General features: G+C 62.3%; 14 protein-coding genes. 10 read left to right on the forward strand and 4 right to left on the reverse strand.

The genetic code is table 11. The features are described from left to right. Positions 1–79: 79 nt before the first annotated feature. The 7 genes from ACMUVN_RS04540 (at position 80) to ACMUVN_RS04570 (ending at position 6,539) form a co-directional block, all read left to right on the forward strand. Positions 80–358, forward strand: a complete 279-nt coding sequence (locus tag ACMUVN_RS04540; RefSeq protein WP_003540486.1) for an acyl carrier protein — start codon at positions 80–82, stop codon at positions 356–358. Positions 359–570: 212 nt separating this feature from the next. Further along, positions 571–1,053 (forward strand): 3-hydroxyacyl-ACP dehydratase FabZ family protein, encoded by a 483-nt coding sequence (locus tag ACMUVN_RS04545; RefSeq protein ID WP_003564235.1) that lies wholly within the window; start codon positions 571–573, stop codon positions 1,051–1,053. Then, positions 1,050–2,255: a beta-ketoacyl-ACP synthase gene (locus tag ACMUVN_RS04550; protein ID WP_132572046.1), complete on the forward strand. Its 1,206-nt coding sequence runs from the start codon at positions 1,050–1,052 to the stop codon at positions 2,253–2,255. Before ACMUVN_RS04545 ends, ACMUVN_RS04550 begins: the two co-directional genes overlap by 4 nt. An 11-nt stretch (positions 2,256–2,266) precedes the next feature. Continuing rightward, complete coding sequence (locus tag ACMUVN_RS04555) at positions 2,267–3,553, forward strand: beta-ketoacyl-ACP synthase (RefSeq protein WP_028756572.1); 1,287 nt, start codon at positions 2,267–2,269, stop codon at positions 3,551–3,553. A 55-nt stretch (positions 3,554–3,608) separates the two neighbouring features. Beyond that, on the forward strand, positions 3,609–4,637 hold the full coding sequence (locus ACMUVN_RS04560; protein ID WP_018480789.1) for a zinc-binding dehydrogenase: 1,029 nt from the start codon (positions 3,609–3,611) through the stop codon (positions 4,635–4,637). A 4-nt stretch (positions 4,638–4,641) separates the two neighbouring features. Continuing rightward, positions 4,642–5,577 carry a lipid A biosynthesis lauroyl acyltransferase gene (locus ACMUVN_RS04565; protein WP_047610269.1) on the forward strand — a complete coding sequence of 312 codons (936 nt, stop codon included), beginning with the start codon at positions 4,642–4,644 and terminating at the stop codon, positions 5,575–5,577. 245 nt (positions 5,578–5,822) lie between these two features. Continuing rightward, positions 5,823–6,539, forward strand: coding sequence for a PAS domain-containing protein (locus tag ACMUVN_RS04570; protein WP_132572043.1), 717 nt, complete (start codon positions 5,823–5,825; stop codon positions 6,537–6,539). Positions 6,540–6,584: 45 nt separating this feature from the next. Here the strand turns inward: ACMUVN_RS04570 and ACMUVN_RS04575 are convergent, their stop codons facing one another. From ACMUVN_RS04575 to ACMUVN_RS04585, 3 genes are all read right to left on the reverse strand, one after another. After that, positions 6,585–6,944: a VOC family protein gene (locus ACMUVN_RS04575; protein ID WP_047610265.1), complete on the reverse strand. Its 360-nt coding sequence runs from the start codon at positions 6,942–6,944 to the stop codon at positions 6,585–6,587. Continuing rightward, on the reverse strand, positions 6,945–7,343 hold the full coding sequence (locus tag ACMUVN_RS04580; protein WP_047610263.1) for a polyketide cyclase: 399 nt from the start codon (positions 7,341–7,343) through the stop codon (positions 6,945–6,947). A gap of 70 nt (positions 7,344–7,413) precedes the next feature. Beyond that, positions 7,414–8,205, reverse strand: coding sequence for a helix-turn-helix domain-containing protein (locus tag ACMUVN_RS04585; protein ID WP_047610261.1), 792 nt, complete (start codon positions 8,203–8,205; stop codon positions 7,414–7,416). A gap of 210 nt (positions 8,206–8,415) precedes the next feature. Between ACMUVN_RS04585 and gndA the strand changes: the two genes are divergently transcribed. The 3 genes from gndA (at position 8,416) to ACMUVN_RS04600 (ending at position 10,612) form a co-directional block, all read left to right on the forward strand. After that, entirely contained in the window at positions 8,416–9,867 is a 1,452-nt protein-coding gene (gndA, locus tag ACMUVN_RS04590) for an NADP-dependent phosphogluconate dehydrogenase (protein ID WP_174824475.1), read from the forward strand. 165 nt (positions 9,868–10,032) lie between these two features. Then, a complete protein-coding gene (locus ACMUVN_RS04595; RefSeq protein WP_132573290.1) occupies positions 10,033–10,317 on the forward strand; it encodes a type II toxin-antitoxin system ParD family antitoxin in 285 nt (94 codons plus the stop codon). Then, positions 10,259–10,612 carry a type II toxin-antitoxin system RelE/ParE family toxin gene (locus ACMUVN_RS04600; RefSeq protein WP_414814896.1) on the forward strand — a complete coding sequence of 118 codons (354 nt, stop codon included), beginning with the start codon at positions 10,259–10,261 and terminating at the stop codon, positions 10,610–10,612. Before ACMUVN_RS04595 ends, ACMUVN_RS04600 begins: the two co-directional genes overlap by 59 nt. 72 nt (positions 10,613–10,684) lie before the next feature. Here the strand turns inward: ACMUVN_RS04600 and ACMUVN_RS04605 are convergent, their stop codons facing one another. Then, the gene (locus ACMUVN_RS04605; protein WP_063475068.1) at positions 10,685–12,190 is read right to left on the reverse strand and encodes a tripartite tricarboxylate transporter permease; all 1,506 of its coding nucleotides are present in this window, start codon (positions 12,188–12,190) and stop codon (positions 10,685–10,687) included. Between the last annotated feature and the right edge of the window lie 4 nt (positions 12,191–12,194).

Here is a 12,194-nt window from a genome sequence, read left to right on the forward strand (position 1 = left end):
CGCCGGGACGAAAGCATTGGCTTTTGAAATGGATTTGCCTATGAGGAGGTTTAAATCGTCATTTCATGAGGTACAGCGCGTGACCGCTACATTCGATAAAGTTGCCGACATTATTGCAGAAACCAGCGAGATCGACCGCGCGACGATCACGCCGGAGAGCCATACGATCGACGACCTCGGTATCGACAGCCTCGATTTCCTCGACATCGTCTTTGCGATCGACAAGGAATTCGGCATCAAGATTCCGCTCGAAAAGTGGACGCAGGAAGTCAACGAAGGCAAGGTTTCCACCGAAGAATATTTCGTGCTGAAGAACCTCTGCGCCAAGATCGACGAGCTCAAAGCAGCCAAGGCCTGAGCGACATAAAAGTCTTTTTTGAACGCCCTGCCGCCGTGAATATGGCGGCCGGGCGGTTTCGTTCCTAACTAGTGCATGTCGCCCAAAAGCGTGCAGCGGTTTTGGGGCGACGACATGCACAAAACAAAGACCTAAAGTGCGACCAGCTTCTATGCGACGCGCTTCAGGCGTCACCGGCGGGCGGATCTGGCCTGTCGGGCCGGAGGATCCGAATGCTGCTGGAATATTTCCAGATGATTGACCGCGTCGAAGCGGTGGACCTGAAGAAGGGCACGCTTAAGGCGCGATCCGTCGTGCCGGCCAAGAGCCCCGTTTTCGAAGGCCATTTTCCCGGAATGCCGCTGGTCCCCGGCGTGCTTCTGATCGAGACCATGGCGCAGGCCTCCGGCATGCTGGTGCTTGCCGTCACCGATTTTGCCGCCATGCCTTTCCTGATGACTGTCGACGGCGCCAAGATGCGCACCTTCGTCGAGCCGGAAGCGGTGCTCGACATCGAGGCGGTTCTGGAGCATGACGGTTCGGGTTTTGCGGTCACCAAGGCTAAAATCACCAGCGCCGGCAAGAAGGTCTGCGATGCGCAGCTGAAGCTTCGCACCATGCCGTTTTCCGAGGTGCCGCTCGGCGATATCGTGAAGAAACGTGCCGGCGAGATCGGGCTTCTCGAAGCGATCGCGGCGCAGGGAGTGATTGGATGAGCAAGGCTGCAAACGACGTCGTCATCACAGGCATCGGCATCGTCACCTGTCAGGGCGTCGGCAAGGATGCGCATATCGCGCTGCTTTCGGCCGGCACTACCCCGAAGGCGATCGTCGAGACCGAGAAGTTCAAGCCCTATCCGGTGCATCCGCTGCCCGAGATCGACTGGTCGCAGCAGATCGCCAAGCGCGGCGACCAGCGCCAGATGGAGAACTGGCAGCGCATCGGCGTTTTCGCTGCCGGCCTTGCGCTCGACGATGCCGGCTTCAAGGATGATATCGAGGCCTGCGGCGCCATGGACATGATTGTGGCGGCCGGCGGCGGCGAGCGTGACATCAATGTCGATACGCTGATCGTCGACGAAGCGCTGAAGCGCAACGACCGTGAGCTGCTGCTCAACGAAAAGCTGACGACGGAGCTCCGGCCGACGCTGTTCCTTGCCCAGCTTTCCAACCTGCTCGCCGGCAATATCTCGATCGTGCACAAGGTCACCGGCTCCTCGCGCACCTTCATGGGCGAGGAAGCGGCCGGCATATCAGCCGTCGAGACCGCCTTCTACCGCATCAAGTCAGGCGAATCCTCGCATGCGCTGGTTGGCGGCGCCTTCGCGGCCGAACGGCCCGATATGATCCTGCTCACCGAAGCGATCGGCGCGCATGCGCGCGGCGACTGGGTGCCGCTCTGGTCGCGGAGACCCAGCGACGGCGGCGGCATGATCACCGGTTCGGCCGGCGCCTTCCTGGTGCTCGAATCGCGCAAGCATGCCGAAGCCCGCGGTGCCCATATCTACGCCGTCATCGACGCGGTCGAGGGTGACCGCGGCAACCGCAATGCCGGCAATCTCGAGGTCCGGCTGGAGCGGCTCCTGGCACCGGCCGTCGGACTTGCCGCCGAGAGCACGGCGGTCTTTTCCGGCTCGACCGGTATGCACGATCTTGCCGCCCGTGAACGGGCGGTGCTCGAACATCATTTGCCCGACGTTGCGATCCGCGGCTTCGGCGGCGTCACCGGCCATACGATCGAGACGCAGTTCACGCTGGGGCTGGCGCTTGCAGCCCTTGCCGTCGATGGCAAGGCCAAGGTTCCGCCCTTCGATGTCGCTCATGAGGCGCCGATGCGGGCAGGCGCCACCGCCGCCGTCGTAACCACGGTCGGACATCAGCGCGGCGAAGGTGTTGCCGTTCTTTCCGCAGATGCGTGAGGAGTAAGGACATGACAGCTTCCGCTTACAGGGATCATCTCGGCCGTCCGATCGTGGCGGTGACCGGCATGGGCATCATCACCTCGCTTGGTCAGGGCCTCAGCGACAACTGGGCAGCGCTCTCGTCTGGCACGTCGGGTATCCACGAGATCAACCGTTTCCCGACCGAGGGCCTGTCGACTCGGATCGCCGGCACTGTCGATTTCATCGGCATCCCAGTGCCGAATGCTGTCGAGCGCTCCTATGCTTTTGCCCGCGAAACGACGATCGAGGCGCTTGCTAATGCCGGCCTTTCCGGCGATTTCAACGGCCCGCTGTTCCTCGCCGCCCCGCCGATCGAGCCGGAATGGAGCGCGCGTTTCGAGCTTGCCGACCGTTCACCGGCCTCCGACCATCCGGGCGATGCCTATGAGCGCTTCCTGACGGCGCTGCGCCAGCGCCCGGACCCGGCCTTCCACGAGGCGGCACTGTTCGGCGCGATTTCCGAACGCCTGGCAGACCGGTTCGGCACGCGCGGCCTTCCCGTGACGCTGTCGACCGCATGCGCTTCCGGCGTCACGGCCATCCAACTCGGCATCGAGGCGATCCGCCAGGGCCGCACGACCCGGGCGCTGACGGTTGCGACCGACGGATCGCTGAGCGCCGAAGCGCTGATCCGCTTCTCGCTGCTGTCTGCCCTTTCGACGCAGAACGATCCGCCGACCAAGGCCTCCAAGCCATTCAGCAAGGATCGCGACGGCTTCGTCATCGCCGAAGGTGCCGCGACGCTGGTGCTGGAATCGCTGGAAGCGGCGGTCGCCCGCGGCGCCAAGGTGCTCGGCATCATGAAGGGCGCCGGCGACAAGGCCGACAGCTTTCATCGCACCCGGTCGTCGCCGGATGGCGGCCCGGCAATCGCGACGATTCGCGCGGCGCTTGCCGATGCCGGCATCGACGAGAGCGGCATCGGCTACATCAATGCCCACGGCACCTCGACGCCGGAGAACGACAAGATGGAATATGGGGCGATGTCGGCCGTCTTCGGCGAGCGGCTCGTCGGCATCCCGGTCTCGTCGAACAAGTCGATGATCGGCCATACGCTGACGGCAGCGGGTGCCGTCGAGGCGGTGTTCTCGCTGCAGACGATGCTGACCGGAACGCTGCCGCCGACGATCAACTACACCAACCCCGATCCGTCGATCGTTCTCGATGTCGTGCCGAACAAGAAGCGCGAAGCCCAGGTTTCAGCCGTGCTTTCCAACTCCTTCGGCTTCGGCGGGCAGAATGCCAGCCTTGTCATGGCGCTCGAACCGGCTTAAGCGGTTCCCGACAAATTTTTGAGAGAGATGACGCCTTCAGGCGAGGGATTTTGCCATGCGCGCTTTGCAACTGATCGACGACCGCAAGCTTGAGATCACCGATCTGCCGGAACCGGACGCACCTGGCGCCGGAGAGGTGACGTTGCGGGTCAAGGCGGTGGCGCTCAATCACATCGACGTCTGGGGCTGGCGCGGCATGGCCTTCGCCAAGCGCAAGATGCCGCTGGTCATCGGCGCGGAAGCTTCGGGCGTCGTGGAATCGATCGGGCCGGGCGTCGCCAACGTGCTGCCGGGCCAGCTCGTCTCGATCTACGGCGCGCGCACCTGCGGTCTCTGCCGCCCCTGCCGCGAGGGCCGCGACAATCTCTGCGAACATGTCTCGGGCGTGCACGGCTTTCATCTCGACGGCTTTGCGCAGGAGAAGGTCAACCTGCCGGCGCGCCTGCTGGTGCCGGCTCCTCCCGGTGTCGATGCGATCGGTGCAGCACTCGCGCCCGTCACCTTCGGCACGGTCGAGCACATGCTGTTCGACAATGCCAAGCTCGAGCCGGGCGAGACGATTCTCGTCCACGCCGGCGGTTCCGGCATCGGCACGGCGGCGATCCAGCTTGCCAAGAAGATCGGCTGCACCGTCATCACCACGGTCGGTTCCGACGACAAGATCGAGAAGGCCAAGGCGCTCGGCGCCGATCACGTCATCAACTATCGCACCGACCGCTTCGAGGGCGTGGTGCGCAAGCTCACCAAGAAGAAGGGCGTCGACGTCGTCTTCGAACATGTCGGCAAGGACACCTGGGCGGGCTCGATGCTCTGCATGAAGCGCGGCGGGCGGCTCGTCACCTGCGGCTCGACCTCGGGTGTTTCCACAGAGATGAACCTGATGATGCTGTTCCAGCAGCAGCTGAAGCTTTTCGGCTCCTTCGGCTGCCGCATGGAGAACATGGCGGATGCGATGCAGAAGATGGGCCGCGGGCTCGTGCATCCGGTCATCGACACCGAAGTCAGCTTTAGCGATATCGACCGGGCGCTGGAGCGGATGGAATCGCGCCAGATCTTCGGCAAGATCATCCTGAAGATGGATTGACCGCGTGAAGCTCTTCATCACCCGGATCGTGCTGGCGCTCAGAAATTTCCAGCAATGGCTGGTGGCGCAGGTGATGTTCGGCTTCCTGAATTTCCTGAAGCTGTTTCCGGCCGATGGCGCGATCCGCTTCGCCGACAGGATGATGCGTCGCCTCGGCCGGCGCACCCGCCGCCACAGGCTGATGCTGACCAATCTTCGCAACGCCTTCCCCGAGAAGAGCGAGGCCGAGATCGAGGTGATCGCGCTCGACAGCTGGGGCAATATGGGCCGGCTGGCGGCCGAATACGTCTTCCTCGACCAACTGTTCGACTACGATCCCGAAAAGTCGGAGCCGGGCAGGGTAGAGGTGTCTGGCGTCCCGATCTTCCTCGACCTGCGTGACAATCCACGCCCCTTCATCGTCTTTACCGGCCACACCGCCAATTTCGAACTGCTGCCGGTGGCAGGGGCCGCCTTCGGGCTCACCGTGACCGTGCTTTTTCGGCCGCCGAACAATCCCTATGTCGCCAAGAAGGTGTTCGACTTCAGGAGTGCGCGCATGGGCAAGCTGGTGCCTTCGCATGCCGGTTCCTCCTTTGCGCTCGCCCGCCAGCTGGAAGCAGGCCAGGGGGTCGGCGTGCTCGTCGACCAGAAATTCCGTAAGGGGCTGAAAGGCACCTTCTTCGGGCGCGAGGTCAAGACCAATCCGCTGCTGCCGAAGCTGGTGCGCCAGTTCGACTGCGAGGTCTATCCGGCGCGCTGCATCCGGCTGCCGGGAAATCGCTACCGGCTGGAGATCGAGCCGCGGCTGGACATGCCGCGCGACGCCAAGGGCAATCTCGACCTGCCGGCAGCCGCCCAGCTGCTCAACGACAAGGTGGAAAGCTGGGTACGGGAATACCCGGAACAGTGGCTCTGGTATCACGACCGCTGGCAGATCAAGCAGACGCTCGCGCCTTAAGACAGATTGATTTTAGGTGGGCCGGTCTAAAAAACGCTTACACTTTCGGCATCGTGCTGCAAAAAGGTCCACCCTCAATTATCAGCGGTGAAAAGCGGCAGGTGCCCTCGGATTGAAACTGAGGGCACTTCATGTTACCCGTCACCCCCAAGACGCGAATAATGTCTACTGCAGGGCGCATTTTTGGGAGGTGCAGCCTTAGCCGGTTTCGGACTCGTTCTTGGGACAATGGGAGTTGGAGCGTCTTGCTGGAGCTTTTTCGGGCCTTTTCCTTGCGTTGCGTGCAAATCGAGGAAGCCATCCGCTTGGGCGACGACCAGCGCGTCACGGCGCTCGACCGTCATGTCGAGCCGCTGGTCGAAGCGATCCTTGCCCACAAGGCGGTGAACCTGCTCGAAGTCTACATGCAACTGCAGTTTGTGACCCATCTGATCAGCCAGGATGCCGACGACAGCGCCAGTGTCACCGAACACACGACGGTGCTTTCCTATCTGCTCGACCGCTATTTCGGGGCGCATGGGCCGGACTGGCGAACGCCTTCGCCGCAGGACGTGCGCATCGAACCGCCAGCGGCCTATGTGCCGGATACCGACAACGGCCAGTTCCTCAATGCCGTGATCCTCGAAAGCCTGCCGGACCGCGTGGCTGTGCTGACGAGGGACTATCGCTACCTCTATTCCAATCCCGCCAACAGCGCCCATCTCAACAGAAAGCCGATGGAACTCATTGGCCGCCACCTTTCCGAATTCATCGGTGAGGAGCGGTTTGCCGAATGCGCCAAGCACAAGCTCGACGCCTGTTTTGCCGGGGACCAGATCGACTATACCTATGAGCGCCCGGCCGGCAGTGTCGGATCGCGGCAGGTGCGCTGTCGCATGTCGCCGCTGCGCGATGCGGGCGGTACTGTCATCGGTGCGCTGATCGTCATGGAAGATCACGATCGGCGGCGGCAGGCTGCCTGACCCCGGCCGGCTGATTCAGGCGCGCCCTGACCAATCAAGTTACCGTCAGGCAGTCGCCCAGACGGCGAGTTCGTAACCGTCGCGGTCGAGGAAGTGGAAGCGGCGGCCGCCGGGAAAATCGGTGATCGGCCGGCAGATCGTGCCGCCGGCTCTTTCCACTGAGGTCAGCACTTCTTCCAGGTCCTTGGCATAGACGACAACAAGCGGGCCGCCGGGCCGCACGGGGCCGAAATCGGTGAAGCCGCCCTTCAGCCGGCCATCGTCGAATTCGCAGTAGTTCGGGCCGTAGTCGGTGAAACGCCAGCCGAAGGCCGAGCCGTAAAAGGCTTTGGCGGCGGCGATGTCGGCGACGTTGAATTCGACATAATCGATACGGCGGTCGTGGTTTTCTGCTTTATCGGCCATCTATCTCTCCATCAGGGCTTTCAGCATGGCGAGATCCTTCTCGACATGGGCGGCATCGGCGGAAAACTGCGCGTCGGTCATGCCGGGCAGGCGCAGCATCGTGAACATGACCTCGCAGCCATCGCCGTTCGGCACGATGCGCAGGGCATTATAGACCCTGAGACCGGATTCGATCGTCACAGTATGGTCGATCACGCCGAATTCATTGGCGGGAACGAAGCTCACCTTGACCGTGCCGAGAGGACCGTGGGCGATCCAGTCGGCGCCGTCGGGCTCGAAACCGGTCGCAAGGCCGGAGGCCCAGAGCGGCATGTTCTCCGGCTTGCCGGCAAAATCGTAGACGTCGCGCCAGTCGCGCTCGATCGACAGGTGGATGATTTTCGCGGGCATTGTCGACATGGCTTGCAGGTCCTTGGCATTTGGTTTCGTCAGAATAACAAACCAGCCGGCAGCGTCTTGAACAAAACGGTCAGTCAGCTCTTTTGCGCATGCTGAACTGGTCGAGAATGACGGCAGGCGTCAGAGTCGAAAGCTCGCCGACCTCGCGCGTCATGTGGGGCTGGTCGGCAAAGCCCGCTTCGAACGCCAGGCGGGCAAGCGGCATCGTGCCCGACCTGCGGCAGAGGTCGAGGAAACGCTGGAACCGGCGGATCCGTTCCAGTGTCTTTGCGCCATAGCCGAAATGATGGTGGCAGCGACGGCGCAGCTGCCTTTCGCTCATGCCGAGCCGGTCGAGCAGGCCGGATGCCGGGCGAGCGCTGTCGGCGGCGGCGAAGATCACGGCGGCGTCCCGGGCGGGTTCTTCCTCATGGCGTGCGGCTTCTTCGAGCAGGCGGCTGAAGAGCGCCATAGCGGCCGAGGGATTGGGACAATCCCCAAGCCGCGCCTCGAATTCGGCCGTGTCCTCCCGGCCAATGTCACTCAGGGGCACCGAGCAGCCGACCAGGGCCGAGAGCGGTGTCCTCAGCCAGGGTGCCGCGGCGCCCGGTGCAAAACGTGCGCCGATGACGGTTGCGCCCGGCCGGATGATGGGAAAGGCTGCCGTCCTGTCGGGGCCGGCGACAATCAGCCGGCCGTCGATCCAGAGAAGGTCGCAATAGCCGTCCGGCACGATTGCCACCATTGCCGGCGGTCCGTCATGGAGCGTATGCGACCAGAGGCGGCTGAAATGGCGCCGCAGCGCCGGCGGCGAGGCATGTTCGCGGTAGCGGCCGGCGCGGGCCGCCAGGAGAGCCGTATCTTTTCGTCTTCCTGATGCCAATGCGATATCTCCCGAGGCAATGATGATAACATGAGATAGGGCATTACGGGCAGGCCGCGCGAAAACTCGTCGCTTGCCGATCGGCCGGCCGCCGTCTGGGGTTGTCGGACAAGTCAGCAGTGCAAGCTTCATTTCATTGGCTTTTGCGAACCGATTAGACCCTTGCGAGACTTGCCGTTTGGCTGAGACAGTGCCACAACACCGGTCCAAATGACACATCGGAGGTTTGTCGTGGAAAAGGCAGAAATCGGACTGATCGGCCTTGCGGTCATGGGCTCCAACCTGGCGCTCAACATCGCGGAGAAAGGCAATAAAATCGCGGTCTTCAACCGCACGCCGGAGAAAACCGACGAATTCTACGAGAGCGCCGGCGATCTGAAGAAGCAGATCATTCCCTGCAAGACCATCGAAGAATTCGTCGAGGCGATCCGGCCGCCGCGCCCGATCATCATCATGATCAAGGCGGGTGATGCCGTCGACCAGCAGATGGAAGCGCTGCGCCCGCATCTTTCCAAGGGCGACATCATGATCGATGCCGGCAACGCCAATTTCCGCGACACCGTCGCCCGCTTCGACCGCCTCAAGGATACCGATCTCACCTTCATCGGCATGGGTGTATCAGGCGGTGAAGAAGGTGCGCGTCACGGCCCGTCGATCATGGTCGGCGGCACTGAGGAATCCTGGAAGCGTGTCGAGAAGGTGCTGACCTCGATCGCCGCCCGCTACAATGACGAGCCCTGCGTCGCCTGGCTCGGCAATGACGGCGCCGGCCATTTCGTCAAGACCATCCATAACGGCATCGAATATGCCGACATGCAGATGATCGCTGAAATCTACGGCATCCTGCGCGACGGCCTCGGCAAGAGCGCCTCCGATATTTCCGGCATCTTCGGCGAATGGAACAAGGGCCGGCTGAACTCCTACCTGATCGAGATCTCCGAAAAGGTGCTTGCCGCCAACGACCCCGTCTCCGGCGGGCCGATGGTCGACATGATCCTCGACAAGGCCGGCCAGAAGGGCACCGGCAAGTGGTCGGCGATCGAGGCGCAGAACATGGGCATTCCGGCAACGGCGATCGAAGCCGCGGTCGCCGCCCGCAGTCTCTCCTCGATGAAATCGCAGCGCGAAGCCGCCGAAAAGATCTTCGGCACGCAGGCCGTATCCTTCCCGATCGCCTACGGCCCCGAGCTCAACAAGGATCTGGAACTGGCGCTGTTTGCCGCCAAGATCGGCGCCTATGCGCAGGGCTTCGCGGTGATGGCGGAAGCCTCGCGCGAGTTCAACTGGTCGCTGCCGATGCCGACGATCGCCCGTATTTGGCGCGCCGGCTGCATCATCCGCTCGCAGTTCCTCGACGAGATCACCTCGGCCTTCACCAAGGCGCCTGATGCCGCCAACCTCATCGTAACGCCCGCCTTCTCGGACATGGTCAAGGAATCGATCCCGGCGCTTCGCCGCGTCGTTGCCGCTGCGATTTCCGCCGGCCTGCCGGTGCCGGCGCTGACCTCGGCACTCACCTATTTCGATGCTTACCGCCAGGGCAGGGGAACGGCAAACCTCATCCAGGCCCAGCGCGACTTCTTCGGCGCCCACGGCTTCGACCGCCTCGATGGCAAGGATTTCCACCACGGCCCCTGGGGCAGTGGTGCGGCAACCTTCTAAGGTCTGCCGAGAAGAGATCGAGAAGAAGCCCGGCCGTCGCGCCGGGCTTTTTCGTGAGGTGTGTCGCGCTGCTCCATTTTGCAGGATGCCAAATGGTGGACTTTCGGAAAGTGTAGGATTTAATCGTGCTCTGTGGGATAAGGGTTGAAAGCGGGAGGTAATTCCATGCGGACAACTCAATCGTTAAGCATCACCTTGCCGATCGAAATGGCTGAAATGGTCAAGGCTAAGGTCGCCTCGGGAGAATACGCCACCGAAAGTGAAGTCATCCGCGACGGGCTGCGAACCCTTGCCGCGCGTGATGCCGCGGTCGAGCGTTGGCTCCGCGAAGAGGTCGCACCTGTTTATGATGAACTCAAAACGCATCCCGAAAGATCGGTATCTCTCGAAGATGGTTTCGAGGGTTTCGGCAAACGCATCAAATCCATTGCGGCCAACAGCAAGGAATGAGATACGCGGTCCGGCTGAGTGTCGCCGCCCGACAGGTGTCGATGCGTTGTTGACTTACCTTGTGCCGCGCGCCAGAGAGGCTGCTGCTCAAAACTATATCGATTGCCTTCAAGCCTTTCTGGAAAGTTTTCAAAGCTTTCCAAAGCGAGGAACGGTTCGGAGCGAGATTCGGGATGGCCTGAGGATCGTCGGCTTCGAACGAAGCCTGAGCATTGCTTTCACCGTTGAGGGTGAAACCGTCTATATCCTCAGGATCATGTCCGGTGGGCAGGAGCTGCGCCTTTACGAAGAATGATGCCATCGATGTCGCCGAGTGGTGCTTAATCGATGCCAACCTTGAATAGCGCTGGGGGAGTTGACAGTGTTCTCAATCCTCTTCCTGGAACACTGCCTCGCGCTTCGCCTTGATGCTCGGTAGGAAAACGACGACGAGAACGGCTAATGCGAGCAACAGCAGGATGGCGCTGATCGGCCTGGTGACGAAGGTCGTCGGATCGCCGCGCGACAAGATCATCGCCCGTCGCAGGTTTTCCTCCAGCAACGGCCCGAGCACGAATCCGAGCAGAAGCGGCGCCGGCTCGCAACGCAGCTTGACCAGCGCGTAACCGGCAAGGCCGAAGAAGGCGACCGCGTAGAGATCGTAGACATTGGAGTTGACGCTGTAGACCCCAATTGCGCAGAAGGCCATGATGATCGGGAAGAGCACATAGTAGGGGATGGTGAGTAGTTTCACCCAGAGCCCGATCAGGGGCAGGTTGAGCACCACCAGCATTAAGTTGCCGATCCACATTGAGGCGATGATGCCCCAGAACAGTGCCGGCTGCTCCACGGCGACGTTCGGACCGGGAACGATGCCCTGAATGATCATTGCGCCGACCATCAACGCCATCACAGGATTGGCCGGGATACCCAGCGTCAAAAGCGGGATGAACGAGGTCTGCGCGCCGGCATTGTTGGCCGATTCCGGACCGGCGACGCCGGCAATCGCACCGTGGCCGAATTCTTCTGGCGTTTTCGACAAGCGCTTCTCGACGGTATAGGAGGCGAAAGCCGCCAGGATTGCGCCGCCGCCCGGCAGGATGCCGAGCGCCGAGCCGATGCCGGTGCCGCGAATGACCGGCCACATCATCTCCTTGAAGTCCTGTCGTGTAGGCAACAGGCCGCTGACCTTTGCCATCAGCACCGTGCGGGTCTTCTCGCCCTCGAGATTGCGCAAGATTTCCGCCACGCCGAAGACACCGACGGCGACAGCGACGAAGTTCAGCCCGTCGGCATATTCGCGGATGCCGAGTGTGAAGCGCGGCGTGCCGGTATAGATGTCGGTGCCGACGAGGCCGAGCAGCAGCCCGAGCGCCACCATCGCCAGCGCCTTGACGATCGAGCCGTGCGCCAGCGCGATCGAGGAGACGAGGCCGACGATCATCAGCGAGAAATATTCCGCCGCGCCGAACTGGAGGGCAATCGCGGTCAGCGGCGGTGCGAAGATTGCGACGAGGAAGGTCGAGACCGTGCCGGCAAAGAACGAACCCAGGGCTGCGATCGCGAGCGCTACGCCGGCCCGGCCTTTGCGCGCCATCTGGTAGCCGTCGATTGCGGTCACCGCAGACGAGGATTCGCCCGGCATGTTGATGAGGATCGCCGTCGTCGAACCGCCGTACTGCGCGCCGTAATAGATGCCGGCGAGCATGATCAGCGAGGAGACCGGCTCGAGCTGGAAGGTGATCGGCAAGAGCATGGCGATCGTCGCCGTGGCGCCGATGCCGGGCAGCACGCCGATCAACGTGCCGAGCAGCACGCCGATCAGGCAGAAGAGCAGATTTTCCGGAGTGCCGGCTGTCGCAAAACCGAGCGCGAGATTGCTGAAAAGATCCATCATC

This window comes from Rhizobium sp. IY2, assembly GCF_047532935.1.
Taxonomy (GTDB): domain Bacteria; phylum Pseudomonadota; class Alphaproteobacteria; order Rhizobiales; family Rhizobiaceae; genus Rhizobium; species Rhizobium anhuiense.

Bases quoted from the DNA above. Each gene is read 5' to 3' on its own strand.
- ACMUVN_RS04575 (WP_047610265.1), bottom strand. From the start codon at position 6,944: ATGGCCGATAAAGCAGAAAACCACGACCGCCGTATCGATTATGTCGAA.
- ACMUVN_RS04545 (WP_003564235.1), top strand. From the start codon at position 571: ATGCTGCTGGAATATTTCCAGATGATTGACCGCGTCGAAGCGGTGGAC.
- ACMUVN_RS04580 (WP_047610263.1), bottom strand. From the start codon at position 7,343: ATGTCGACAATGCCCGCGAAAATCATCCACCTGTCGATCGAGCGCGAC.
- ACMUVN_RS04560 (WP_018480789.1), top strand. From the start codon at position 3,609: ATGCGCGCTTTGCAACTGATCGACGACCGCAAGCTTGAGATCACCGAT.
- ACMUVN_RS04555 (WP_028756572.1), top strand. From the start codon at position 2,267: ATGACAGCTTCCGCTTACAGGGATCATCTCGGCCGTCCGATCGTGGCG.
- ACMUVN_RS04600 (WP_414814896.1), top strand. From the start codon at position 10,259: ATGGTTTCGAGGGTTTCGGCAAACGCATCAAATCCATTGCGGCCAACA.
- gndA (WP_174824475.1), top strand. From the start codon at position 8,416: ATGACACATCGGAGGTTTGTCGTGGAAAAGGCAGAAATCGGACTGATC.
- ACMUVN_RS04605 (WP_063475068.1), bottom strand. From the start codon at position 12,190: ATGGATCTTTTCAGCAATCTCGCGCTCGGTTTTGCGACAGCCGGCACT.
- ACMUVN_RS04595 (WP_132573290.1), top strand. From the start codon at position 10,033: ATGCGGACAACTCAATCGTTAAGCATCACCTTGCCGATCGAAATGGCT.
- ACMUVN_RS04550 (WP_132572046.1), top strand. From the start codon at position 1,050: ATGAGCAAGGCTGCAAACGACGTCGTCATCACAGGCATCGGCATCGTC.